Raw genomic sequence first — 25,933 nt, 5'->3', positions numbered from 1 at the left:
ATAGATGTAAAATCATATAAATTTCAACAATTACAGGATTGGATATTCATGGAAGAAATAAAAAACACAACTAACAACTTGGGAAATATAGATTACGCGAGAATAATTTATCCTGGGAGATGGGAAATAAAAGATAGTAACAACATTACCACGGTGACTTTTTCATTTACTCAAAATATTCCAAAGGAATATCATCATTATAAACTCAATAGTGAAATCCCAATATCATCTGTTAATCCGTCACAAATATCCCAAGTAAAAACCACGCTAAAAAATATATCGGCCGTGGCAAATATAAGATTTGTTGAGGATGAAAGAACTCAAGCTAATATCCCCATCGTCAATATCCATCCAGATAAACCTATCAAAGTGGCAGGTTATGCATACATTCCTGGCACAAGAAACCTCAGTCCTGTGTGTATTAATGCCGATATCTCAGAGAACCGTACTCCCACTCACTTAAATTATGGCGGTCACGTTATCGCTCATGAACTTTTACATGCTGTTGGTTTGAAACACACTCATGACACAGTTAGGCTGACACAACGAGAAAGCGTCATGAGCTATCTCTCTGAGCAGTATTCAGGTGCCAACTATGGTGGGTATCATGTATCCACACCACAACTCTACGATATCGCTGCACTCCAATATCTTTATGGTGCCAATATGAACACCCGCGTAGGTAACGATATTTACACCTACTCCAATCGCACGCCGATACTCTGTATATGGGACGCAGGTGGGATTGATACTTTTAATTTTTCTGATCAAACCCAGGATCTGGTCATCAATCTTGTGGCGGGCAGTTTCTCAAACGTGGGAGGATTAACCGGGAATATCTCTATTGCCTATGGAGCAACTATTGAAAATGCAGTTGGTGGTCGTGGCGATGATCAAATCATCGGTAATGATGTAGATAATATCCTGACGGGCGGATATGGAGCCGATCAATTTTGGGGGAAAAATGGCAGTAATATTTTTTGTTATCGGAGTACGAGAGAGTCGATGACGATTGCTGCCGATACCCTACACGACTTTAAATCGCATAAAGATAAAATTGATCTATCACCACTTATATATACTAATGATAATGTGGCTTTAGTTGATAGATACAGCTTTAGTGGCCAAACAGAAATAATGCAAAAATATGATGAAATAAGAGATATTACATATTTGATGATTGATTTTGATAATAAGGTGCATGAAACCGACATGATGATAAAACTCACCGGTAAACATCAACTTTCATTAAATAACTTTATTGTCAGCCCGCAATTTGCGGCATAACGACCAAGTCATATTAAACTCAGGCTGCCAACATCACTTCGGCAGCCTATGATTAAATCAGCATTGCTAAGGCAAATATAAATCAAAACGATGACTTTTAGTCGTCACTGCGGCCTGAGCTGTAACACCTGCCAGTGGTTCGGCATAATCCGGGCGCTTAACCACCACCCGTTTGGTTGCCAATGCGCGCGCCGGTGCCAGTAAACCATCAGCGTCTTCGTCAGCTCCGACCAATGACTGGAACACCCGCATTTCCTTTTTAACCAACGCACTTTTTTGCCGGTGTGGGTACATCGGATCGAGATACACCACTTCGGGCCGAGGTTCAATTTCCGCCAGCGCGGTTAAACTGGAAGCATGTAATAGCGTTAACCGCTCGCGTAACCACGGGCCAATTTCGCCGTCCTGATAACCACGGCGCAAACCATCATCCAGCAATGCAGCAACCACTGGATTGCGCTCCAGCATCTGCACATGACAACCCAGTGCCGCCAGTACAAAAGCATCTCGCCCAAGGCCTGCGGTCGCATCGACCACGCGCGGCAGATACCCTTTTTTGATACCGACAGCTTTAGCCACTGCCTCACCGCGCCCGCCACCAAATTTACGACGATGGGCCAGCGTGCCAGCAACAAAATCAACATAAATGCCGCCGAGTTTTGGCTCATCCCGCTTACGCAGTTCAAGGCGCTCAGGTGTTAATACCAGCGCCATAATAGATTGCTCGTCAGACACCAAACCCCAGCGTTCAGCCAGAATAGACAAGGCGCCGGGATCGGCGCCTGCTTCAGACAATAAACAAATACTTACCTGTGACACATTCTAGCCCTTAATACCGTAATGGCGCAGCATAGCATCCAACTGCGGCTCACGGCCACGGAAGCGCTTGAACAGAGTCATTGGCTCCTCAGAACCGCCACGAGACAGAATATTATCGAGGAACGACTGCCCTGTTGCGGCATTGAAAATACCCTCTTCTTCAAAGCGCGAGAAAGCATCAGCCGAGAGCACTTCCGCCCACAAGTAACTGTAATAACCCGCGGCATAGCCACCGGCAAAGATATGGCTAAAGGCATGTGGGAAACGGCCCCAAGTTGGCGATGGTACTACCGCGACCTGTTTTTTCACTTCATATAAGATCGGCAGGATCTGTGCGCCGGTCAGCGGATCGAACTCATAATGCATCCGGAAATCGAACAGGCCGAACTCCAATTGGCGCAGGATAAACAGTGCTGCCTGATAGTTTTTCGCCGCCAGCAGTTTATCCAGCATCTCTTGTGGCAGTGGCTCATGGGTTTCGTAATGACCGGAGATAAACGCCAGTGCTTCCGGTTCCCAGCACCAATTTTCCATAAACTGGCTTGGCAATTCGACCGCATCCCACGGTACGCCGTTGATACCCGAGACACCGGCAGTATCAATTTGGGTCAACATATGATGTAAACCGTGGCCGAACTCATGGAACAGCGTGGTTACTTCGTTATGAGTAAACAGCGCCGGTTTGCCGCCCACTGGCCCGTTAAAGTTACAGGTTAGGTAAGCGACAGGTTTTTGTAATTGGCCATTCGCTAAACGCAAGCTGCCGACGCAATCGTCCATCCAGGCACCGCCGCGCTTGTGTTCACGAGCATATAAGTCCAGATAGAAGCTACCGCGCAGTTCACCGCTGGCATCATATAGCTCGAAGAAACGCACATCTGGATGCCAGGTATCAACATCATGGCGTTCTTTAGCAGTAATGCCATAAATGCGTTTAACCACTTCAAACAGCCCTTCAACCACCCGCTGTTCCGGGAAGTAAGGGCGCAATTGCTCGTCGCTGATAGAGAACAAGTGCTGCTTTTGTTTTTCGGAGTAATAGGTGATGTCCCATGCGGCTAACTCGCTGACACCATAATGTTTTTCAGCAAAAGCACGTAACTGCGCCAGCTCTTCTTCTGCTTGTGGTCGCGCGCGTTTTGCCAAATCATTCAAGAAGCCCAGCACCTGTTGTGGGCTTTCTGCCATCTTGGTCGCCAGTGATTTATCGGCATAACTACTAAAGCCCAGTAATTGAGCCAATTCATGGCGCAATGTCAGGATTTCGGCCATGATTTCGCTGTTATCCCATTTGCCCGCATTCGGCCCTTGATCAGAAGCGCGAGTGGCAAAGGCGCGATACATCTCTTCGCGCAATTCAGCGTTATCGGCATAAGTCAGCACCGGCAAGTAACTCGGCATATCCAGAGTCAGCAACCAGCCCTCTTGCTCTTTGGCTTCGGCCATGGCTTTAGCGGCGGCTAATGCACTTTCTGGCAAACCTTTCAGTTGCTCAACATCGGTAATCAACTTGCTCCAACCCATAGTGGCATCAAGCACATTATTGCTGTAAGTCGACCCCAACTCAGATAAGCGGGCCACAATTTCGCCATAACGTTTTTGTTGTTCCGGCTCCAGACCAATACCGGATAACTGGAAATCACGCAGCGCGTTTTCTACCGCTTTACGCTGTGGAGCCGTCAAGGCATCAAACCCCGGCCCTTCTTTCAAGCTGACATAGGCCTGATACAAACCTTTATGCTGACCGACCCAAGTGCCGTATTCAGATAGCAGTGGCAAACTTTGTTCATAAGCCGCACGCAATTCCGGGCTGTTTTTAACTGAATTCAAATGCCCGACTGGCGACCAAATGCGTGATAAGCGATCATCGGATTCGGCCAGCGGCTGACACAAGTTATCCCAGGTGAAAGGCCCTGGCTGGGCGACCACCCGCTCCACCGCTTGACGGCATTCATCCAATGCGGATTTCACCGCAGGCACGATATCTTCAGGGCGAATAGCAGAAAATGGCGGCAGGGAGAACGGGGTCAACAGCGGATTTGTCATAAGGAAGTCCTGATTGTTTTTTGAATTTCAGCGCCAGACAGTGCCCGGCAACAGAGAATAAATTATGTATTAATAATTAAGATGAGGTCTGTCAGTATGAAAATCAATGGCTGACGGCTTAAATTGGCCAATCAACAGCCTCAACCTTTCCATTGCGTAACGATGAGATTTTTATCACCAATTAATGCTTTTCACTTTTTATCCACCAGACAGTTTATACTAGTTGCCATAATGTGTTGGCTGCGGTGACTGACGACGATGTTTTGTCGCATCTACAAAGAAAGGCCGCAAGAAACACAGCCGCAATGTACAGATATATCAATTGGTTAAAATAAAATGTTAAGTTACCGCCATAGTTTTCACGCTGGCAACCATGCCGACGTTCTGAAACATACCGTTCAAAGCCTGATTATTGAGTCTTTGAAAGAGAAAGAAAAACCCTTCCTTTATCTGGATACTCACGCCGGTGCTGGCCGCTATCAGTTAAGTGGCGAACATGCTGAACGCACGGGTGAATACCTTGAAGGTATCGGCCAACTGTGGCAACGCGATGACTTACCCGCTGATTTAGCCCCGTATATGAGTGCAATCAATTATTTTAATCGCAGTGAGAAGTTGCGTTATTACCCCGGTTCACCGCTGATTGCCCGCCATTTACTACGTGAATACGACAAAATCCATCTGACCGAACTGCACCCTAGCGATTATCCGCTGCTGCGCAATGAATTTGCCAAAGACGAACGCGCCAAAGTCCAGCGAGCCGATGGTTATCAGCAGCTTAAATCACAGTTACCGCCACCATCACGCCGCGGTTTGATTCTTATCGACCCACCGTATGAAATGAAAACTGATTATCAGGATGTGGTGAAAGGTATTCAGGAAGGTTATAAACGTTTTGCAACGGGCACCTATGCATTATGGTATCCGGTGGTTTTACGCCAGCAAGTCAAACGTCTATTACGGGATTTGGAAGCCACTGGCATCCGCCGTATCTTGCAAATTGAATTGGCCGTTCGCCCTGACAGTGACCAACACGGTATGACCGCGTCTGGCATGATTGTGATTAACCCACCGTGGAAGCTGGAGCAGCAAATGAACACGCTACTGCCGTGGCTGCACAAAGCTCTGGTGCCATCCGGCCATGGTCATACACTGGTGAAATGGGTAGTGCCGGAATAAGCTGCCTATCAGAGTAATTGATGCAATCTTTGCGACAAAGTATTAGCAGGCGTTAAACTCATAGGCAATTTTTTAAACGACTTGGAAACGACACTGATGACCAAACATTACGACTATCTGGCAATTGGCGGTGGCAGTGGTGGGATCGCATCGATCAACCGGGCTGCAATGTATGGCAAGAAATGCGCGCTGATCGAAGCTAAAGAGCTCGGTGGCACCTGTGTCAACGTCGGTTGTGTACCAAAAAAAGTGATGTGGCATGCGGCACAAATTGCAGAAGCCATTAAACTGTATGGCCCGGATTACGGTTTCGACACCACAGTGAATCATTTCGATTGGAAAACGCTGATTGCCAATCGTACTGCTTACATCGATCGTATCCATCAGTCTTATGACCGTGGTTTAAGCAATAACAAAGTGGATGTTATTAAGGGTTTTGCGCGTTTTGTTGATGCGCATACCGTGGAAGTGAACGGTGAGAAGATAACCGCCGACCATATCCTGATCGCCACCGGCGGTCGCCCAAGTCATCCAGATATTCCAGGGGCGGAATACGGGATTGATTCCGATGGTTTCTTCGAATTGGATGAGATGCCAAAACGGGTTGCCGTAGTGGGTGCCGGCTATATTGCGGTAGAAATCGCGGGGGTACTCAATGGGTTAGGTACAGAAACGCATCTGTTTGTACGCAAACATGCGCCGCTGCGTACCTTTGATCCGCTGATTGTTGAAACCCTGTTGGAAGTGATGAACACCGAAGGGCCGAAACTGCATACCGAGGCAGTACCGAAAGCAGTTATCAAAAATGCCGATGGCAGCCTGACACTGCAATTGGAAAACGGCACAGAAGTGACTGTCGACCATCTGATTTGGGCAATCGGCCGTACACCTGCAACCGATAACCTGAATCTGGCCGCCAGCGGTGTCAAAACCAATGAAAAAGGCTATATCGAGGTCGATAAATTCCAGAATACTAACGTCAAAGGTATCTACGCTGTTGGTGATAATACCGGTGCCGTTGAGCTGACGCCGGTGGCGGTTGCGGCGGGTCGCCGTCTGTCTGAACGCCTGTTTAATAACAAGCCGGACGAGCATTTGGATTACAGCAATATCCCAACCGTGGTATTCAGCCACCCACCAATCGGGACTATTGGCCTGACTGAACCGCAAGCGCGCGAGAAGTTTGGCGACGAGCAAGTGAAAGTCTACAAATCGTCCTTCACCGCGATGTACAGCGCCGTGACTCAGCACCGCCAGCCATGCCGGATGAAACTGGTATGCGCAGGGCCGGAAGAGAAGATTGTCGGTATTCACGGCATCGGTTTTGGTATGGATGAAATCCTACAAGGGTTCGCTGTCGCCGTGAAGATGGGCGCAACCAAGAAAGATTTCGACAACACAGTTGCCATCCACCCGACTGCCGCCGAAGAATTTGTCACCATGCGCTAAGGTCAGCTAAAGATCAGGCCAGAGCTAAGCCCTGGCCTGAAATTCATACTGCAACATGATGAATCAGAAGCTGATCTTCACACCAATATTACCCGCATAACCATCCATATTACTGTTAAAAGCGCGCTGATATTTAGCATCTGCATAAATATCAACATTGCTATTCACTTTAGCAGTCACACCAGCGCCACTTTGCCAGTATGTTTTACTGAATTCAGGACGGAAACTGGCTGTATCAACTGTCACCTGTGGATTCTGGCCAAGTTGATACACCACATCAGCAGAGAAATAAGGTTTGATGGTCTGCTGTTTGGTTGTCTCACTAAAGACACGCATCCCAGCGCGGGCCTGTCCAACAGAATAAGCAGTACCGCTCACTCCCGAGATTTCGTCGCTGAAACTGTTTAGATTCAGATATTGGTATTTCAGTTGTCCCTGAGGCTCCACTTTCCAACTTCCTGCAATAGCGTACGCCTGCCCCACTTCGGCAGATAGCGCCACACCATAGCCATTCTGTTTAGCATCATGTTGGCTTTGATAATTATTGCGGTATAACGTCCCTTGCCCGACGAGGTCGATATAGCCACCTTGTGGCGTCATTAAGGTGTAATAACCGCCCAGACCATAAGCATCAGTCTTAATCTTACCCGTATTTACCGATAGTTCTGGACGCACAGCCCGCGCCTTATCTTGCGTGTCAGTTTCCTGTTTACCCAGTGTTATCATCACGCCCGCTGTCGCCTGTGTTCCGGCAGAGTTTTCAGCTTGATAGAAATCATGACCCAATTGAGCGAACCAGATATCTGAGTCATAGCTAAAACGACCCGCATCAAACTTATTATGCTGCCCGCTAATCCGGCCCCAGGAATCCTGATTAAAACCATTGGCTGCACCTTCAACTGAACCGCGGCGTTCGTGCAAACTACCTAAAGTGGTAAAACCATAGAATGCATTTAACCACGGCGCGGCAATATATCCCGGCACTTCACTGCGATAAGCGGTAACAGGTGTCACCGGGGCGATCGGGTTACCGGGAAGAACAGGATATACCGGAGCAACTGGGTCTGCTGGATCTATCGGCACAATTGGCGCAACAGGAATAACTGGAGCCAAGTTAGATTGTAAGTTCCAGTTATGTGCATCAAGCTGATACAAGAAGTACTCATAAGCCCCCGCTACTACAGAACCGTTCATTGCAAAACGGCTACTGCTACTGTCCCCATCAACAGTGATCAAATTAATACCGGCCCCGGTGGTTAACGATCCCAGCCCCCCCTGATTAATCACCTGAACAGTATGATTGCCTGTCGTGTCACCTAACACATGCAATTTATCCGCAGGTGAACTGTCATCATCCAATTGCGCATTAAAGGTCAGCGTGCTGTTGCCAGTTAAATTGCCATTTACCGTTAAGGTACTGAAGCCATAAGGCATGCGGGCATGAGTATTACTGGCCACTTGAGTAAAGTTTATCTGCCCTAAAGCATTTAGTGATGCGACATCAGCATCACCCGTCAAATTCCAAATACTGCTGGTATCAATATCAATACTGTTGGCATTACGCGCCGCACCACTCCAGATGGAGTTATTTTTGAGCGTCAAATTTACATTGTTGTTTGCATCCGCCTGAACATCCCCAACCAAAACAGCATTGTTATCAGCATTCAGATTGACATGGCTAACAAGATTTAGTGGGGCAGACACAGTACCTATATTGGTCGAGGCATTCACCAACACCCCGTTGCCGCCGCTCAGTTGTGAACCATTTTTCACATCAATATTAATGCTGGCACCGTAAGCTCGAACCCCCGCCCCCTGCTCACTCACCACTCGAGTATTATCTAACACGACCTGGCTATAGTCTGCCGTCGAACTGGTGGTATAGATCCCACCCGCATTAGCTCCAGTGGTAGTAATTTGGCTGTCTGTCAGCAAAATGGTGCTTCGTGTTTGTAACCACAAAGCATAGGCACTGGCACCAGTAGAGGTGCCAGCAATATTTTTGGCATTGATGGATGAGCTGGAGAAAGTTCCCAATACCATTCCGGAGTCGCCGCTGGTATTGATGGTCGCACCATCAAGATTCAGATTACCGCCCCGGGCAGCAGTCCCCCCTATACTGCCGACACCGGCTGTGGATATGCTCATATTGGTGGCATTAAAAATTGATTCTGAATAAATACCGTGAGAACTATTACCATTCGTTCTCACGACTGTACTATCAACAGTTGCCGTGCCCCGGTTTTCGATAGCAGTGGCACCATCTCCTTCGGTAATGAACTCGGCATTATTTACTTTCACCGATGACGTCGTATCCGGCACCCAAATTCCCATGGCATAAGTGCCTTTGGAATGGTAGGAGCCGCCATTAATGGTGACGTCAGCATTCATATTAACGTTAACCATCGTCGCGTTGCCGCTATGAGATATCGCATTGATATTATTTAATATAATGACTGCTTTATTGATGGAACTGTTACCCATAGCCCGTAATACTGCGCCAGAAGCCAAATCAATAGTGGCATTGCTGACTGTAGCCGAACCGGTAATATCAAGAACCTGATTCATATTACCCGTGGCCGTCAAGCCATCCATGGTAATAGTCGAATCCCGGCCAACACTCACCCCGGCGTAGCCGTTGGTCATATTAATTGTGGTATCATCCAGAGTTGCATTTAAGCCGCCATAAGCAATATAAATTCCGGTGCCGCCACCCACTCCGGAATTATTAATTACATTATTAGTGCCAGTTAATGTACTACCAGGATCACTCAAATAAATACCATAGCCACCGCCACCACTAGTATTAAGTGTTGTATTATTTACTATTAGTGCCGCACCACTCGTTCCTGAAATACCGTAAGCTGAGTTTCCCTGGGTGGTTATTTCAGTGCCATTAATATCTGTGCGACTTCCCAGGCCAATAGAATTAACACCATGACTCTGCTGGCCTAAGGTAGTAATCGTCCCACCCGAGAATGTCACCGAACCTTTATTATTGTTAATACCATAGGCAACCACACCTTGAGACTTAATGGCGGAACCGTCCAGATAGAGTGAGCCGCCATTGGTGACATTGACGCCATTTGCACCGCGCCCCGTAGTATCGATGGTAAGGTCATCGCTCCCCGAGACAGCACTATCCAGACCTTGAACAGCCACGGCAACCTGATAGTCGCCGTCAGAACCATATTCACCTGAAATAGGAACAGAAGTGCCGTCCATGACACTTATTGTTTGTGCCGCCCAGCTATAAATCGGACTAAAAAGAGGAATGAGTAAACTTGCCAGCAAACTTTTACGAAAACAGGATAAGTGAGTTATATTATTTATGTTCATATAAACAACCTGGTTTTTACAAAAAAATGTCAAATAGAGAAAGTTTTTAACTTATTTATTAGATCTTGTTTTATTGGCAATACTTATATTAGTTGGTCAGATTTAATTTAAACGGAAAATTAACCCCCCCTAATTAGTAATATATGCAGTAAAAAATACATTTAATATGAGATTACATGCCGTAATATGTAGGTCATTTCCTACAGAATATAAATACAGGATTTAATCAACAGGTTAAGATGGTTGAATTAAAAATATAATTGATGTGAATTTCAATATGCCAAGATGCTGGAATTTATTCACTACGGTTGTGATAGACGTCGACTCTGCTATTATCAACAGATTAGCCGCTGTTTTATGTCATATTTTGTAGAAGAATCATCTGCATAAGGCATGGATAACTGTATTCGAGGAGAATTATGCCGAACGCACCGCGAGACAACCAAGCCCCGCTGGCCGCTGGGATTGAAACTGGCAAAAAAGCGATTTCCTTTATGACACGGATAAGTGGTCGTGTGAAAACTTACCCCGCAATTGCCCATATTATCCGTGCCACAGATCGTTTCAATGATCGGCTGGGCAGTCAGTTTGGAGCCGCTATTACTTATTTTTCATTTTTATCACTTATTCCTATTTTGATGGTTTCTTTTGCCGCCGTGGGTTTTGTGCTGGCATCCAATCCTGACTTATTGGCTGAATTAATTAACAAAATTGTTAACACTATCAGTGACCCAAGTTTAGCGGCCACCCTGAAAAACACTGTAAATACCGCTATCCAGCAGCGTACAACCGTGGGATTAACCGGTTTGGCGATTGCACTTTATTCCGGTATCAGTTGGATGGGAAATTTACGCGAAGCCATTCGCGCCCAGTCACGAGATGTTTGGGAGCGCAATCCGCAGGATCAGGAAAAGTTCTATTACCGCTATGCGCGTGATTTTGTTTCACTCACCGGGTTAGTTATCGCGCTGATCATTACCCTTTCACTGACATCCATCGCCGGTGCGGCACAATCTGCGATTGTTGATGCATTAGGGCTTGGAGGAATCGAGTGGTTGCGGCCGGTCATGACACTCATTGCTTTATCAATCTCTATTGCCGCTAATTATCTATTATTTTTATGGATATTCTGGATTCTGCCACGACATAAGCCGAAGAAAAAAGCACTGCTGCGCGGCACCCTGATTGCTGCAATCGGTTTTGAAATCATCAAATTCATCATGACCATGATGCTACCGCGCCTTGCCAGCTCTCCATCTGGAGCGGCTTTTGGTTCCGTGATTGGTTTAATGGCCTTTTTCTACTTTTTCGCTCGTTTGACCTTATTCTGTGCCGCCTGGATAGCCACCGCCCGCTATGCCGAGGATGGAACCTTGCCTCAGACAAGCGGCAATAACACCACAGAGTAATCCCTGATCATGGAGGATCACCCATGTCTCGCAATATAAAATTACTGATACTACTCGCCGTTGTTATGCTAACGGCCTTGCTGGTCTATCAATTGCGCTTCAGCCATGCCGATGCGCTGTGGAAAATTGTTAGCCAGCAATGTATTCCGTATATGGAACAGGAACATCACCCGCAACCCTGTGTAGAGGTCGATACACAAGCGGGTTTCGTGGTGTTTAAAGATAAGAATGGGCCATTACAGTATTTGTTGATGCCGACCGCCAAAATCAGCGGCATAGAAAGCCCACAGTTATTAACCGCCAGCAGCCCCAACTATTTCTTTGATGCCTGGCAAGCTCGCCACTTTATGGCGGATAAATATGGTGCACCCATTGATGACGCGGATATCTCGCTAGCTATCAATTCAAAATATGGCCGCAGTCAGGATCAACTACACATTCATATTTCGTGTCTCAAGCCAGCAGTCAAAATAGCTCTGGCTGCACAAGAAGCTGATTTCCATCAGCAATGGCAGCCCTTACCCGGCGGTTTATTGGGGCACGATTATTTAGCTCGGCGCACTACAGCAGCTGAATTGCAGCAATCAGGGGCATTTCGTTTGTTAGCCGATGAAGTGCCGGGCGCGAAAGATGAAATGGGGCGTTATGGTTTAGCCATGACAGCATTACCGGATGGGCAATTCTTACTGCTCGCCAGTAAAGCGAGCCTGACAAAGTTGCATCGTGCATCGGTGGAGGAGTTGCAAGACCACAGTTGCCAACTGCTCCCCCAACCACCGATACATTAACCCGTTATTTTTTCTGCTTCATTTTTTGCAGCAGCGGCGTGCACTGATTTTCTTCCGCTTCACTTGGGGAAATCAGTGCCAGCAATGCAGCGGCAGGTGTGAGTGCCACACCTAATACCGCAGCAACCGCACCACGGGCCAGTAAAGGCCCGGCTTTGACCCCGGCATCAGGCCGTTTAAATGTGCCTTTCACATACAGCCGAGAACGTAGAGTCAGAATTCGCAGCCCTTTGCTTTCCGGATCAATAGATAAATCCAGCCGTTCGGTAGCAAAATTGATATTACCAGTAATGTTGATAATGGCATTTTCGGTATCAATAACAAATAAGCGCGGTGTCGCCAGGCCATTGCGCAACTGAATATCCGCCACTGCGCAGTTAATTTTGACCTCATCATCACCAAACAGCTTCGCCACCAGATAGTTACCCACATTCAGGCCGAGTAATTCCATTAAGCTACGGCTGATAAGCCCCTGATTCAGTAATAAGCGCAGGTTACCATTACTGGTTGCCAACAGCGCAGCAACTGAGTTACCGGTCGCAGTAAATGATGCATCGCCATTCAACTGTCCCAAGCTGTTGCGCATTGCCTGTACCTGCGGCAACAGCTCTTTCAGTTGTAGGCGACGGGCATGCAAATCAACTTTACTCTGCATAGGGTCTTTGTTGCCATTCAGGCGTAGAGTTGCATTGAGATTCCCCCTGGCCATACCGAATCGCAGCGGGTCGAGCAGCAACTCACCGTTATTCAATACCACATGAGTGGAGAGGTCGGTCAGCGGTAATGATTTATCCCGATCTATACGTTTAGCCGCATAGGTAACATCGGCATCCATCACTCCCCAGCTTTTGGTATCAAATTTTTCAGTCGGCAGTACCTTATTGCTCGGTTGTCGGCTGCGCTCGCCACGATTGGCTTTTTCCTGATTGGAATCCGCCCCAATCAAAGGGGCCAAATCAGTAAAACGTAATTTATCTGACGACATGTTGCCGACTAATTTCGGGCGCGGCTGGCTATTGGTGTAAGTCAGGTCACCATGAATATCGCTATCGCCGATTTTGCCATTAAAATTTTCATAACGATAAACTGCCCCTCCAGCCTGTTTGAGGCTCGCGATTAAGCGTCCATCGGTATTAAATGGGGGAGTGGCTGGCAATAACACACCAATCAGCGGATAGAGGTTATCCAAACTGGCACCGGAGAATTTCAATTGCAGATCCAGCCCTGCCAAATTGGCAGGATCGGTTAATGTACCCGCCACCGCCACCCGAGTGGAACCAGAGCGGACATCTGCCTGTAATGGGAAGGGAATGCTGGCATCACTCATCGACAACATCCCGCCGATCTTGCCACTGCCAGTTAAAGGCTGCCCTTGATACTTGCCGTCAATCTTCCAGCCAAACACAAAGTCCGGGGCGTTGTTCTGCGCTTTTTCAGTGGCTTTTTTCTCGTTACGGGCACCGGTCACCTCAGCAAATGGCAGCGGCTTACCCAGCGGGTCAATCACCGCCTGCAAGTCTGCTTTTAGCACCGCGTCTTTCAAGTTTATCTGACCGCGGTCAAATACGATATCATCAATATTTACCGACCAATCAGACGCGCTACTCTTATCCCCGGCCGGGCTATTCGCCAGGTTAAATGTCCAGTTATTCTTACCATCCGCCAGGCGCAGCAGGTTGGCATCCGGTTGTGTCAGCCAGATGCGCGGTATCCAGACTTCTTTCGCCAGCAACGCCAACGGCGCAATACTGGCATCAACCCGTTTCAGGGTGACCATCTCGCCAGTAGGGAATGCGGTAGATTCTGTTTTGCCTTCGGCGGTATTGTTTTTACCAACGGCGTTATCGTTCTTACCAACGGCGTTATCGCCGGCTAAATCGGGCGGGTTGCCCAGCACTAAATCCTCAGCGTGGATATGCGGCCACGGCACCCAACCGCGCCAACCTGGCTCATCACCTTTACGTGACCAGTCCACACCCAGATTGCCGCGAATAGCGAAAGGCCGTTGCAGCTCGGTCGAGACTTTTTCATTGATGGTTGGTTTTAGACGATTCCAGTCGAAAGTCTTAATAAACACGATGGCTGCTGCCAGTAGCAGCAGGATAACCCCGACAATGCCTGTCAGCACTTTTCCAGTTTTGGTCATAACAGCTCCATGCCAGTACTCATGATGTTAAGAACGTAAAAAGTACTTTAACCATAGTCGAGAATGAAGCGACTGGGCGGGATGGAGGAAAGAGGTGCTGATTTATTGACCCAAAATATTAGCCACAAAACAGCATAGGGAGGGTCTGTAAACGATCAAATGACGTAGGTCGGGAGAGATAATATCCTTGTGCGGCAATGGCATCAGACTGCTGCACCATCGCCCATTCTTGTGAGGTTTCCACCCCTTCAACAATCACGCCTTTGCTATAGCTACCCATCAGGGTCACCAATTTGAAAAACAGTTGGTTTCCGACATCACTTTCTTGCAGTACGATAAACAGGTCTCTGGCAACTTTGATGTACTCATAGCGCCAGCTAATGAATGAAGTGAAATTTGCCAGCCCGCTACCGAAATCATCCAACCATAGGCGGTCTGCTTCAGCAATACGTGCAAAGGGGGTATCAAGAGAGGTATCGACATGCTCGAGCAATTCAAAGCGAATGTAAGGCATGGCATCGATTAACACCTTAGCCTGCAAGTCGTCCTGCATCGCCATCAAAGCCTGACCATCAATGTTAATCGAGACTAACACCGAGTGATGCACAAATATCGCATGCCATTGTTTAACCATATTCAACTGCTCCAGCACCACATTCAAACGGGCGCTGATACTGATTGCACTGAAGTAATCTTCCGGATTCAGACGAGTATCCGGTGATGAGGGGTGAAAAACTGCCGTAAGCAGCTCGATAGCCAGCAGCGCACCGGAGGTACGATAGATAGGTTGAAAAGTGTACCGACGCTGACATTGCCGCCAGAAGCTCTGTCCTTTATTACGATCAATGGCGGCAAAGGATGGCGCAAGTAAACCTGATACTTTATTGGTCATCATCAGTTTAGTCGCCATGTTTTAGGGCACCAGACCGTCAAGGCAATGGGTATCGCCGTCAGTTTGAGCCACCCTGTGATAAACAGTTTTCCTTCTGGAGATGTTATCGACTCGGACGAACAGAACTTTATATCGCAGCATGACAGATTATTATTTCCAGCCAGATTACAGGCCTCGCCAGGCTGGCGCGGCACATTTAAGCCATCTATATTACTTAACTCAATGATGCCTTACTGGAGATGAACATGCCTTATGTCAATATTAAAATTACTCGCGAAGGCGCGACGGCGGAGCAGAAAAAACAGCTGATCGCCGGAGTAACCCAACTGTTAGTCGATACTTTGGGTAAAAACCCGGCGACGACCGTGGTTGTGATTGATGAAGTGGATACCGATAACTGGGGAATTGGCGGCCACAGCGTGACCGACCTGCGAAAGTCATCATAATTGTGTTCAGAACTGCGGGAAACTTGTCGGTTTCCCGACCTACATCATAAAAAATTTAAAACGTCGTTTTAATACTATTGACTCTAACCAAGCCAGCAGTGAGACTAACCCTTATTTCCCTCATTGACTCACAGGCCAGCTTTCCATGACCAGCAAAAATATTGCCGTTATCGGCGAATGCATGATTGAACTGTCACAAAAAGGTACAGACCTTAGCCGGGGCTTTGGCGGTGATACGCTGAATACGGCGGTGTATGTTGCCCGTCAGGTGCCAAAACAGGAATTGAATGTCCATTACGTCACGGCACTGGGTACGGACAGTTTCAGTAACGAGATGTTGGCAGCCTGGCAGCAGGAAAACATTCATACCGACCTCATTCAGCGTATGGATGATAAATTGCCAGGGCTGTACTTTATCGAAACAGACAGCACCGGTGAGCGCACTTTCTACTATTGGCGCAATGATGCTGCCGCACGTTTCTGGCTCACCAGCCCGGCGGCAGATGAAATCTGCCAACGTCTGGAAAAGTTTGATTATCTGTATCTTAGTGGCATCAGCCTGGCGATTCTCGACAGTGCTTCCCGCCAGCGTTTACTGAAATTGCTGCGTGCCTGCCGTGCTAACGGTGGCAAAGTTATCTTTGATAACAACTACCGCCCTCGCCTGTGGCAGAGCAAGGAAGAGACGCAACAAGCCTACCGCGACATGTTGGCTTGCACGGATATCGCCTTCCTGACACTGGATGATGAAGACATGCTGTGGGGCGAGAAGCCACTGGAGCAGGTCATCGAACGCACCCAGAATTTAGGTGTAAGCGAAATTATTATTAAGCGCGGCGCAGATTCCTGCATCGTCTGGGTGAAAGAGGGCTTTGAAGCTCATCAGTATGATGTGCCAGCAGTTAAACTGCCGAAAGAAAAAGTGGTCGATACCACCGCAGCTGGGGACTCCTTCAGTGCCGGTTATTTGGCTGTTCGCCTAACCGGTGGTAGCGCACATGACGCCGCCGTGCGTGGGCATTTAACCGCCAGCACCGTGATTCAGTATCGTGGTGCCATCATCCCACTGGCAGCCATGCCTGCAGTGTGATTGATAATATTTCTCGCCAGAAATCAGAATGAAGAAGGGGAAGCGTGCCGTTGGGGTCGTAGCGACGTAAGTCGCCGGAGTGCCCCTAGGTGCGTTAAACCCTTCGATCACTGAAGCCCGAACAATAGTGTCCGGGCTTATTCATTACGATTCACTCAATATTTTACTTACTGAGCTGTTGTTGGTGTCGCGGGTGCTACCTCCGCAGAAGCCACTGTTGGAGCCGCATCTTCTGGCACCACCGTGTGTGGCGTCATAATCGCGTTATAGGCATCTTGCAGCGCTTTCACATTCACTTCTGGCTCACCTTTGGGCTGGGTCAGAATCAGCGTAGTATCTTGCGATAATTGCTGCTTCAACTCCTGATTTAGCTCCGCCAACGTCAGCCCTGACAAAAATGCCTGCCGTAGCTTCTGATATTGTTCTGGCGCAATATCCACCACACCACTTTGCTGTGAACGCAGACGCTGACTCATCAAAATATCAGTATCTGTCCGAGCATAAGTAGCAAACAACTTACTGAGTTGATCGTTTTTCTGCACCATCAAGGCATCAAACTCTGCCTGACTCAGGCCATTCGCACGTAAGCTAGCCAGTTCGCGCGCCACAAAACTCATACCCGGCGTCAGATTTTCAGTTGATGTATTCAGGTGAATCGCACATTGAGCACGCTGATATTGCACCCGGCAATCAAAGCCCAGCTTCAGGTTCTTCTGATCACTTTTTTCCAACACTTGTTGAACATGCCAGAAGAGTGCTTCACGGGCTAAATCACTGCGCCAGTAGCGGCTTAACGCGACGGAGTCCTGAATCGGATGCCAAGGGGTATCCCACATCAGAGATAAGGTATCTTGTGCCGCCTGCTCGCTCATCAGGCTCACCGGTTCTGGTGGCAGTGGCGCTAACATTGCAACGGGTGCTGGCGTAGTGCGCTTTCCTTTCAACTCAGAGAATGTTTTGCCAATTTGGGCAGCAATACTGCGGCTATCGACATTACCCACTACGTACAATGTCATGGCATCCGGGGTATACCATTGCTGATAAAACTGTTTCAGCTTCTCGATATCTACTGGTTTTGCCACTGCCTGACCGGGATCATGCCCCATCAGAGAAGAACCTTTAAGACGGTAGCGCCACCAAGGATCCTGAATATTTTGCGGGAATGTGGCAATAGGATCGGTTGCACTATTCAGCGCTGCATTGACAGTCTGTTCACTGATGGCCAGCTTGCCACTGGTATCAGATAACCACGCCAAGGCTTCTTTCATCAAATCGGGGCGGTTATTGGGCAAACTCAAACTGTATAAGGTGAAATCATAAGATGTAATAGCCGGTGGCAATGGACGATCGTTATCGACCCCTTGTTGCCATAGGGACTGAAGCTGGGCAGGAGTAAAACTCGCGCTGCTCATTAATGCCAGATGCGGTAACAGATGGGCATAGCCAACTTGTTGTGTGCTCTCTGATAATGAGCCAGTTTTAACCACCAGACGTAACTCGATCCGGTCGCTAGGGCGCTGCGGTGTCGCTAGCAACTGCCATGAAAACCCGTTTTCTAATTTTCCCTGCTGCCAGGCAGGATCGGGTTGTAGTGCTTCAGCCTGCACATTACTGCTGGCGGCAGCCAACAATAATCCACCAACTATGAGACGAATTCTGGTGCCCTGCATGTGAACCCCTACTTAATAAACTATCCAATTTTAAAACAATGCAATCCTTACGTGAACCATGCGTGTTTTCATGCAAATTGTCACAGTGAGAGCGGAACGCTGGAGTGTACCATTCTGTTAGACCGCATGCTTTTGTGGATGTCACTCATAAGAGTAAAAAATAGTATCTAAATGGTAATTAACACAAGAAATGGCATCGCGGGGGTTATCACGGAGTGCTACCGGTGGCAATGTTAGCCACCGGTAGTGAATTGAATAAACAACTGACTTAACGTTTTATTCTGGCCGAATCAAGCAGATGTGCTGTTTTTTATCTCACCATTAGGCAAGGTTTTATTTGATAACACCGCTTGCAGTTGGTCGTTATCCAGCTGGTTGCACCATTTCGCGACAACAATGGTTGCAACCCCATTTCCCACCAGATTAGTCAGCGCACGGGCTTCTGACATAAAGCGGTCGATACCCAGAATCAGCGCCAAACCTGCCAATGGTAAATGCCCAACCGCAGAGATGGTGGCCGCCAACACGATAAAGCCGCTGCCTGTGACCCCTGCTGCACCTTTTGAGGAGAGCAACAGCACCACCAATAAGGTCACCTGATGAATCACATCCATATGGGTATTGGTAGCCTGAGCAATAAATACCGCCGCCATCGTCAGGTAAATAGAGGTTCCGTCCAGGTTAAACGAGTAACCGGTCGGGATAACCAAGCCCACCACAGACTTCTTACACCCCGCTTTCTCCATCTTATCCAGCATGCGCGGTAGTACAGACTCTGAAGATGATGTCCCTAACACGATCAACAACTCTTCTTTTATATAACGGATAAATTTGAAGATGTTAAAGCCATTGAATTTCGCAATAGAACCGAGCACTACCACCACAAACAACACGCAAGTTATATAGAAGCAGATAATCAACTGACCCAGTTGCACCAGGCTGCCCACACCGTATTTACCAATAGTAAAGGCCATTGCACCGAAAGCCCCGATAGGTGCCAGGCGCATAATCATATTGATAATACCGAAGATAACGCGGGAGAAACTCTCGATAACATTAAAGATAAGCTGACCTTTTTCACCCAGACGATGCAGAGCGAAACCGAACAGAACAGCAAACAGCAAAACTTGCAGAATATTGCCGCTGGCAAAGGCACCCACTACGCTGCCAGGAATGATATCCAGCAAGAAGGGTATAATCCCTTGCTGCGAGGCTTGTTCAGCATAAAGTGCAACCGCCTTGGCATCCAGTGTCGCCGGATCGATATTCATACCAGCACCGGGTTGCACCACGTTAACAATCACCAAGCCAATCAGCAGTGCAATGGTACTGACAATCTCAAAATAGAGCAGCGCAATGGCACCGGTGCGGCCCACCGCTTTCATACTTTCCATCCCCGCGATACCGGTCACGACGGTACAGAAAATTACGGGTGCGATAATCATTTTAATTAGTTTAACAAATCCATCACCCAGAGGTTTCATTTGAGCGCCGAGCTCCGGGTAGAAATGCCCCAACAAAACACCCAAGGTAATCGCCGTTAACACCTGAAAATAAAGACTTTTAAATACTGAAACTTTCATAACCATGTCCTTTTTGAGTAATTCACGGCAGCCTGTCGCTTTGCTCTCTGTAATGATTGAGTGACACTTCTTTTTTATCCGTGCTTGCGCGGAAAATAACACCCTCATAACAATATGGAAATTATTAGTTGCACTGGATTGCACCCTAAACGCGAAATTAAGAACTGAAACGCTTCAAGCGGAAGCAACAATAGGAATTTAGTCAAATCAACCGGGCAATTAACTCAAAATGATTAGCGATGAGAATGAATAAAAAATAAGCAGCCAACAGAAGTGAGGGAGTATCGGAATGAATGATTTTTGCGGAGAACATTGGATGAGTAGTTGCCCCCTTTTGAGGGTAGGAGAAGGGGGCAATTAGCAAAAACAGCCTGGGTTATTTAATGGCCCGACTGGGTAACGCAGCAGCACTATTAATCGCAATTTCGTTAATGGCACTCCACTTATTAACGTCCGTACCGAAAGTATCCAACTTGATATATTTAGCCGTAACGGGTGCAAAAGTCAGTTTTTCACCATTTTTATCTGCAGAAGATGTTTCTAAACCTTCTGCCAACGGCTGCCAGCTCTTGCCATCATTGGAGTAAAAAATGGAAAACTTTAGTTTCCGCTCGGTGGGTTTAAACGGAACAATCAGAATATTTTCAATGGATTGCTCTTTATCCAGTTCAAGCTTCACCCAACTTTCACCAGACGCCGCCCAACGCGTTTTAACGTCACCATCGGCGATATTCGCCGGAACATGGCCTTTTTCACTGTCATAGCCGGATGCTGTTACAGCAACAATTTGTGCTGCATAGCCAGATGCGCAAAACAACGAACCGAGCAAAACTGTGGCTAAAACTTGTTTTTTCATCAACCTATCCTTTTTATCACGACGATGAGAACCCGTGGGTAAAAGCGCCGGGCAAGCAGACCCTGGGAAGCCGCTGCTCGGCACTTTTTACCAACAGCGGCCCCAGCACGGGCCGCTGTCGGGACTATTTACGGCCGTTTGGTTGCAGCTTTTCACCCACATTGAGCAAGAACAGTTCATTGTCACGAGTTGAAATCCGTGCTGAACCATCGTCCATTCGATAGGCCCCTTCAGTGAAACCCGCACCATTGAGGAAAGGTGCCACTGCCTGTGGTTTATTGCGCAATGATGCTTCCAGAGCCAGCAGAGCATAAGGCTCTATGGCATCAACATCGGCATATTGGCGATCAGGTGAAGCCATGAAGAAACCGTCGATATAACGTGTTTTAATGATGTTATCGCCAATTTTCTCCGCCAGTTTGCGATAATCCGCTACCTGACTGGCATTGTAGAGATCCAATAAAGCAAACAAGGCGTAAGGATCACTGTTGGTGGTGTCCATATTGACTTTGACTTCTTTGCCCGGTGCAGTACCGATATCACCCAGCCCCTGGTCGTTGGCAATACCGCGGGCCACTTTCCACAGTAATGGGTCATTGTCGATAGCATAAGCACGTGCATAAGAAATCAGGAATTCATTACCTGCCTTGTATGGCTTGATCACTGTGCCTTTCTTGCCGTAATAACCATCACGCGGCAGAGTGTAATTCGACAAATCCTGCCCGTTGGCTATCATTGGACGGAAGGTATTGTCTTGATCGTTATAGGCATATTTGGCGAAGGCTTTCAGACCATCCACTGTCCATTTCAACAAGTCCTGCCCCTGCGGGCCTAAGTCTTTACCCAATTGCAACTGCATCAAGGCATTTTCAGAATAAAGGGTGCTGGTGCGCCCTTTAAGCATCATATTGCCCTCCAGTGCTGTCGGGCCGAACTCTGGGCCAAACTGGCGCTGAGCACGATCGCCAAACTTGGAATGGGTATCGGCATCATCTGTTGGCTCTTCACGTTTCAGAGCTTGTGTAAACTGATAAACACCGAGGCCCGTTTTGGCATCACGCGGCAAGACATACTGATCGGCCAGACGCTTAGCCCAGGTTAACGCCCCCTGATCTTGCTGGTGTTTGTAAAGCAGGGAGGCGGAATAAATCAGATCATTACCCGCATTGAGGAAACTCAGCCCTTTAGTGGCAAAGAAAGGTGGTTGCTGCTCAAATTTGCTTTCCCACAGTGCGCCCATCGGTTTGCCATATTCACCGTGGCGGCTGGTTTCAAGAATACGCCAATCATAAACATGGGCATTCCAAAAACCACGAATAAAGCGAGCGGTGGCATCACTGTCGACACTGAACATCAGGTCATAGTAGGGATAGGCATTTTTCAGCTCATGCACCATCTCTTTTTCACTTGGCCCTTCTGGTTGGAGGGTTTTCAGATCAACAAACCGGTGTCCGCCCCAATACAGTAAGCCACTTGGGTCTTGATAGTTCTGGAAGTGATAGCGAACAATATCTTCAGCACGTTTCTGGTAGCGCGGATCACCACTGAGTTGGCTCAAGCCACTCATAACGCGCATCAGATTTTGCTGTGCTGAAAAGTTTGATAATACTGCCCGACGGCCATCGGGGAATATCCATTCCAATTGCTGTCCGGTTCGGGGGTCAACACCATCCGCCAGCAGCGGGCTGGGCTTATCTCCGTGGTAAGTATCGGATGCCTTGTTTAATACATTGTCGACATACTGTTTTACCACGGTCAGGCGGTCAGTATCCGCTGCCTGTCCGGCGGGTATATACAGCGTTGCCAGCGCTGCCATACTCAAAAATAACGCTCTTTTTTTCATTACTTCGTTACCTGTCAAAAATCGTTATAGCGAGGTGTGACCCCTGAGGTCAGAATTTAATTATTTCAATGAGGATCAGAAGCTGTATTTGATACCTACACGATAACGAGTTTGACGTTCATCGGTATTTTTGCTGCCGGAAACATTACCGATAGCCATATATGGCGACCAGTTCTTATCCCACTTATACGTCAATTTAAAATCATGGCTCCAATCGTAATTCTCGTTATCAGACAGAATGACACCGGCTTTATTGGCTTGTTTATAATCCAGCTCATAGTCTAATTGGAAATCTTTGTAAATTTTGTAGCTCAGGACGCTCGTCAGATTATAACCATTCTCAGACGTATCTTTTTTCGTATTAATATTGGCGCTGGTGCGTTTGTAATAAGGACGATAACGCAATGAAACAGAGAGATCATCAGTGATATTTGCCTTACCACGTAGATAAGGACGATAGTTGTTAGCTGTCGAGCTTGAATCTAATGAGAAACCTGGCTCAATAGAGAATGTCTTATCAATTTTATAGACATAGCTGGCAACCACTTCTGTACCATTACTCACACCTTCATGGAATGGCTTGTCTTTGTCACTGGCACTTTTCCATTTGCCTTCCAGAGATAACCCGAAGCCATTAGCAAAGCGGTGAGACATTAATAAACGGTCTTTGTGGTTATTACCACTTTGGTCTTGTGTTTCATGACGATAGTCAATGGTTACTGCCATTGCGCTGGTGCTGATAAGTGATGCCACTGCCAGAGATAATAATTTAAATTTCATTACAGTTACCTTATTTTAATAAATAACATTAATTATTATGATAAATATAGATCTCACTTATGAAACGTCATTCTATTTATTTTGATATAAAGTTCCGAGATCCATGACTAATAGTTCGAAATTAATAGAACGAATATTCATTTATGTGACAAGGTTCAAAGTAAATAGTTTTGACTAATGCACTGGCACTGTAAATTTTTTGTTATAGCCTAGAGATAGCAAGGGACAGGGACTATTTCGAAGGGGATCTCCTTCGAAATAAATAGTCTTGACTCGATAGGTATTAATATTGTATGAGTGATTTGAATAAACCAAATAGATGCCAGTCGAATATTTTCTTGTCGGTATTATTGTTAGTTTTAATCACTTTTATATAATAACGATTATTTCCCTTATTCTCGCAGAGAGTAATTTAGTATCAATACACGTCAAAGTATGGAGAAATGGGTATTTTAGATTAAAATTTATTTTTATTTAAAATAGGGAAGGATAATATTTTGTTATTGCTATTTAGACGAAACGACTGACATTCGACTAAAGCCCAGTGATTAAGCGCAAAGCAAGGCAGCAAACGAATGCATCCCGATGAGCTGACTCAAGTCAGTGATTCGGGTAAGTGAGGGAAGCTAACACAGCTGTAGCGTCGTGAACGCAGGGTAATACCCAAAGCCATTGGCGTTACAGCAAGGCAGCAAACGAATGCATCCCGATGAGCTGACTCAAGTCAGTGATTCGGGTAAGTGAGGGAAGCTAACACAGCTGTAGCGTCAAGGGCGCAGGGTAAAGCGAGTATCGAATTCCTCGCGTGATAACGGCTCCGAAAATAAAAAACCCTGACCATATCGAATACCGTGTTTAAGTAGCCATTGCCGTTGTTCTTCAGTTTCGACACCTTCAGCCATCACGCGAAGTTTTAACACATCAGAGATGGTGCTAATAATATGTGCCATTGCATCGTCTTCTGGTAAATGCTTCACAAAACTTTTATCGAGCTTGATGATGTTGATCGGTAAACTTTTTAAATGGTTAAGGTATTGGAGACTTGAATACCCTGTACCAAAATCATCCAGCGCGACTGATAAGCCAAGCCCTCGTAACTCGCGCAGCAACATCAGTGCTGCATCAAGGTTATGAATACGCGCAGTCTCAGTAATCTCCAGCACCAATTGGCGTGGGTCAATATTATAGCGATTGATGATAGCTCGTAGGTGAGTCAGGATATGCTCACATTGCACTTGCAAACCGGAAATATTAACCGCCAATGACAAGGTAATTCCTTGTGCCTTCCAGTCAGCCAGAATACGGCAAGCCTCTTCCAGCACCCAATCGCCCAGCGGTATCATCGCACCGCTCTCTTCCGCATCTGGAACAAACTCAGAAGGTAAACGATAACTGCCATCAGCCTGACGCCAACGCAATAATGCCTCTGCGCCAATAACCCGCGGCTCTTTCATATCCCACTGCGGCTGTAAAAACAGGGCTAAATCACCATTTTCGATCGCCTGAGTAATGTCATTTTCGTGCGTCAGTTGCTTTTGTGCTTTGTATCGCTCGGACAATTGGTCGCTATGGCGGCAACTGATATCGGTATAAGCCTCAGTTAACAGTTGCTGGTTACGGTTGTAATTGCGAACCAATATACCCAGTTCATCATCCTGATGATGGGCAGGCATGGTCAGTTGGTGATTTAGCACACCTTGTTGACCAATATGTTCCAGCTCTTTAGCCATCGCCCGCAGTGGGTGAATAATCAAGCGATTAATACACCAGGCAATAGACACCGAAAGTACCAGCGCTAGCAGCAAATAAGTCGAAAGCATTGCTGACAAGGTACTCAGGATAAACTGATACATACGATACGAGTCCACACGTAACACCAAATGTGCCAGTGGTTGCGGATTAGCAGGGACTCGCTCCAGTGAATACAGTGGCACCGTTATCTGAACGGGCAGAGCAAAAATACGTTTGGCCCAGCGAGGAACTGGCCGCTCGCTAGGGAAACTTGCGTGCAAGACCTGAATTTGATTAGGCAGAATCACATCGGCACGGCTAAGAATACCAATGGGCAGTAAGCTATTGAGGATTTTTTTAGCTTGTGGAATATCTACACTTAAGATTGCTTCAGATAGCGGTTGGCGCACAGAATAAGCGATACTCTCCAACTGCTTGGCGTAGTCATCTTTGCGCTGCTGCACAAAATGGAACAACTGAAGAACGATAAAAATACAGATGGTGACCAGTGCAACAACTGCCACTGCCGCCATTTGCTTAATCGTTAATGAACGCCTTACCCGCAAACTCACTCCCACCC

General features: G+C 47.2%; 18 protein-coding genes. 7 read left to right on the top strand and 11 right to left on the bottom strand.

Annotated features, from left to right (window positions below):
- The first annotated feature begins 48 nt into the window (after positions 1–48).
- A complete protein-coding gene (locus tag FTB31_RS12730) occupies positions 49–1,287 on the top strand; it encodes a M10 family metallopeptidase (RefSeq protein WP_227731435.1) in 1,239 nt (412 codons plus the stop codon).
- Positions 1,288–1,353: 66 nt separating this feature from the next.
- Here the strand turns inward: FTB31_RS12730 and rsmJ are convergent, their stop codons facing one another.
- Both rsmJ and prlC read right to left on the bottom strand, forming a co-directional pair.
- Positions 1,354–2,106 carry a 16S rRNA (guanine(1516)-N(2))-methyltransferase RsmJ gene (rsmJ, locus tag FTB31_RS12725; RefSeq protein WP_227731434.1) on the bottom strand — a complete coding sequence of 251 codons (753 nt, stop codon included), beginning with the start codon at positions 2,104–2,106 and terminating at the stop codon, positions 1,354–1,356.
- Between the two features lie 3 nt (positions 2,107–2,109).
- Positions 2,110–4,152 (bottom strand): oligopeptidase A, encoded by a 2,043-nt coding sequence (gene prlC, locus FTB31_RS12720; protein ID WP_077294954.1) that lies wholly within the window; start codon positions 4,150–4,152, stop codon positions 2,110–2,112.
- 336 nt (positions 4,153–4,488) lie between these two features.
- Between prlC and FTB31_RS12715 the strand changes: the two genes are divergently transcribed.
- Together FTB31_RS12715 and gorA are read left to right on the top strand one after the other, a co-directional pair.
- Positions 4,489–5,331 carry a 23S rRNA (adenine(2030)-N(6))-methyltransferase RlmJ gene (locus FTB31_RS12715; protein WP_050076663.1) on the top strand — a complete coding sequence of 281 codons (843 nt, stop codon included), beginning with the start codon at positions 4,489–4,491 and terminating at the stop codon, positions 5,329–5,331.
- A 96-nt stretch (positions 5,332–5,427) separates the two neighbouring features.
- A complete protein-coding gene (gene gorA, locus FTB31_RS12710) occupies positions 5,428–6,780 on the top strand; it encodes a glutathione-disulfide reductase (protein WP_050076661.1) in 1,353 nt (450 codons plus the stop codon).
- A gap of 63 nt (positions 6,781–6,843) precedes the next feature.
- Here gorA and FTB31_RS12705 read toward each other — a convergent pair whose 3' ends face one another.
- The gene (locus tag FTB31_RS12705; protein ID WP_227731433.1) at positions 6,844–10,119 is read right to left on the bottom strand and encodes an autotransporter outer membrane beta-barrel domain-containing protein; all 3,276 of its coding nucleotides are present in this window, start codon (positions 10,117–10,119) and stop codon (positions 6,844–6,846) included.
- A gap of 419 nt (positions 10,120–10,538) precedes the next feature.
- Between FTB31_RS12705 and yhjD the strand changes: the two genes are divergently transcribed.
- Complete coding sequence (gene yhjD, locus FTB31_RS12700; protein WP_077175020.1) at positions 10,539–11,528, top strand: inner membrane protein YhjD; 990 nt, start codon at positions 10,539–10,541, stop codon at positions 11,526–11,528.
- 23 nt (positions 11,529–11,551) lie between these two features.
- Positions 11,552–12,316 carry a CDP-diacylglycerol diphosphatase gene (locus FTB31_RS12695; RefSeq protein ID WP_077175021.1) on the top strand — a complete coding sequence of 255 codons (765 nt, stop codon included), beginning with the start codon at positions 11,552–11,554 and terminating at the stop codon, positions 12,314–12,316.
- Positions 12,317–12,320: 4 nt separating this feature from the next.
- Here FTB31_RS12695 and FTB31_RS12690 read toward each other — a convergent pair whose 3' ends face one another.
- The gene (locus tag FTB31_RS12690; RefSeq protein WP_227731432.1) at positions 12,321–14,462 is read right to left on the bottom strand and encodes an AsmA family protein; all 2,142 of its coding nucleotides are present in this window, start codon (positions 14,460–14,462) and stop codon (positions 12,321–12,323) included.
- Positions 14,463–14,580: 118 nt separating this feature from the next.
- The gene (gene pdeH, locus FTB31_RS12685; protein WP_013650597.1) at positions 14,581–15,372 is read right to left on the bottom strand and encodes a cyclic-guanylate-specific phosphodiesterase; all 792 of its coding nucleotides are present in this window, start codon (positions 15,370–15,372) and stop codon (positions 14,581–14,583) included.
- A 227-nt stretch (positions 15,373–15,599) separates the two neighbouring features.
- Here pdeH and FTB31_RS12680 point away from each other — a divergent pair, with 227 nt between their 5' ends.
- On the top strand, positions 15,600–15,800 hold the full coding sequence (locus tag FTB31_RS12680; RefSeq protein ID WP_004388926.1) for a 2-hydroxymuconate tautomerase family protein: 201 nt from the start codon (positions 15,600–15,602) through the stop codon (positions 15,798–15,800).
- 145 nt (positions 15,801–15,945) lie between these two features.
- Positions 15,946–16,890, top strand: coding sequence for a 2-dehydro-3-deoxygluconokinase (kdgK, locus tag FTB31_RS12675; RefSeq protein ID WP_077175023.1), 945 nt, complete (start codon positions 15,946–15,948; stop codon positions 16,888–16,890).
- Positions 16,891–17,057: 167 nt separating this feature from the next.
- Here kdgK and FTB31_RS12670 read toward each other — a convergent pair whose 3' ends face one another.
- From FTB31_RS12670 to FTB31_RS12645, 6 genes are all read right to left on the bottom strand, one after another.
- The gene (locus tag FTB31_RS12670; protein ID WP_077175024.1) at positions 17,058–18,560 is read right to left on the bottom strand and encodes a M16 family metallopeptidase; all 1,503 of its coding nucleotides are present in this window, start codon (positions 18,558–18,560) and stop codon (positions 17,058–17,060) included.
- A 290-nt stretch (positions 18,561–18,850) separates the two neighbouring features.
- The gene (locus FTB31_RS12665) at positions 18,851–20,143 is read right to left on the bottom strand and encodes a dicarboxylate/amino acid:cation symporter (protein ID WP_050076652.1); all 1,293 of its coding nucleotides are present in this window, start codon (positions 20,141–20,143) and stop codon (positions 18,851–18,853) included.
- A gap of 376 nt (positions 20,144–20,519) precedes the next feature.
- Positions 20,520–20,999 carry a discoidin domain-containing protein gene (locus FTB31_RS12660; protein ID WP_227726496.1) on the bottom strand — a complete coding sequence of 160 codons (480 nt, stop codon included), beginning with the start codon at positions 20,997–20,999 and terminating at the stop codon, positions 20,520–20,522.
- A gap of 124 nt (positions 21,000–21,123) precedes the next feature.
- On the bottom strand, positions 21,124–22,842 hold the full coding sequence (locus tag FTB31_RS12655; protein ID WP_050076650.1) for a pectate lyase: 1,719 nt from the start codon (positions 22,840–22,842) through the stop codon (positions 21,124–21,126).
- A 75-nt stretch (positions 22,843–22,917) separates the two neighbouring features.
- Positions 22,918–23,622 (bottom strand): oligogalacturonate-specific porin KdgM family protein, encoded by a 705-nt coding sequence (locus FTB31_RS12650; protein ID WP_077175025.1) that lies wholly within the window; start codon positions 23,620–23,622, stop codon positions 22,918–22,920.
- Positions 23,623–24,389: 767 nt separating this feature from the next.
- Entirely contained in the window at positions 24,390–25,919 is a 1,530-nt protein-coding gene (locus FTB31_RS12645; RefSeq protein ID WP_227728520.1) for an EAL domain-containing protein, read from the bottom strand.
- Positions 25,920–25,933: the final 14 nt, after the last annotated feature.

The organism is Yersinia proxima, from assembly GCF_902170785.1.
Taxonomy (GTDB): Bacteria; Pseudomonadota; Gammaproteobacteria; order Enterobacterales; family Enterobacteriaceae; genus Yersinia; species Yersinia proxima.
The sequence above is the reverse complement of the archived record's forward strand: the minus strand, read 5'-3'. Positions and strand labels throughout refer to the sequence as shown.

Coding starts and splice junctions, on each gene's coding strand:
- FTB31_RS12730 (WP_227731435.1), top strand. CDS start 49: ATGGAAGAAATAAAAAACACAACTAACAACTTGGGAAATATAGATTAC.
- prlC (WP_077294954.1), bottom strand. CDS start 4,152: ATGACAAATCCGCTGTTGACCCCGTTCTCCCTGCCGCCATTTTCTGCT.
- FTB31_RS12715 (WP_050076663.1), top strand. CDS start 4,489: ATGTTAAGTTACCGCCATAGTTTTCACGCTGGCAACCATGCCGACGTT.
- gorA (WP_050076661.1), top strand. CDS start 5,428: ATGACCAAACATTACGACTATCTGGCAATTGGCGGTGGCAGTGGTGGG.
- FTB31_RS12705 (WP_227731433.1), bottom strand. CDS start 10,119: ATGAACATAAATAATATAACTCACTTATCCTGTTTTCGTAAAAGTTTG.
- yhjD (WP_077175020.1), top strand. CDS start 10,539: ATGCCGAACGCACCGCGAGACAACCAAGCCCCGCTGGCCGCTGGGATT.
- FTB31_RS12695 (WP_077175021.1), top strand. CDS start 11,552: ATGTCTCGCAATATAAAATTACTGATACTACTCGCCGTTGTTATGCTA.
- FTB31_RS12690 (WP_227731432.1), bottom strand. CDS start 14,462: ATGACCAAAACTGGAAAAGTGCTGACAGGCATTGTCGGGGTTATCCTG.
- pdeH (WP_013650597.1), bottom strand. CDS start 15,372: ATGGCGACTAAACTGATGATGACCAATAAAGTATCAGGTTTACTTGCG.
- FTB31_RS12680 (WP_004388926.1), top strand. CDS start 15,600: ATGCCTTATGTCAATATTAAAATTACTCGCGAAGGCGCGACGGCGGAG.
- kdgK (WP_077175023.1), top strand. CDS start 15,946: ATGACCAGCAAAAATATTGCCGTTATCGGCGAATGCATGATTGAACTG.
- FTB31_RS12670 (WP_077175024.1), bottom strand. CDS start 18,560: ATGCAGGGCACCAGAATTCGTCTCATAGTTGGTGGATTATTGTTGGCT.
- FTB31_RS12665 (WP_050076652.1), bottom strand. CDS start 20,143: ATGAAAGTTTCAGTATTTAAAAGTCTTTATTTTCAGGTGTTAACGGCG.
- FTB31_RS12660 (WP_227726496.1), bottom strand. CDS start 20,999: ATGAAAAAACAAGTTTTAGCCACAGTTTTGCTCGGTTCGTTGTTTTGC.
- FTB31_RS12655 (WP_050076650.1), bottom strand. CDS start 22,842: ATGAAAAAAAGAGCGTTATTTTTGAGTATGGCAGCGCTGGCAACGCTG.
- FTB31_RS12650 (WP_077175025.1), bottom strand. CDS start 23,622: ATGAAATTTAAATTATTATCTCTGGCAGTGGCATCACTTATCAGCACC.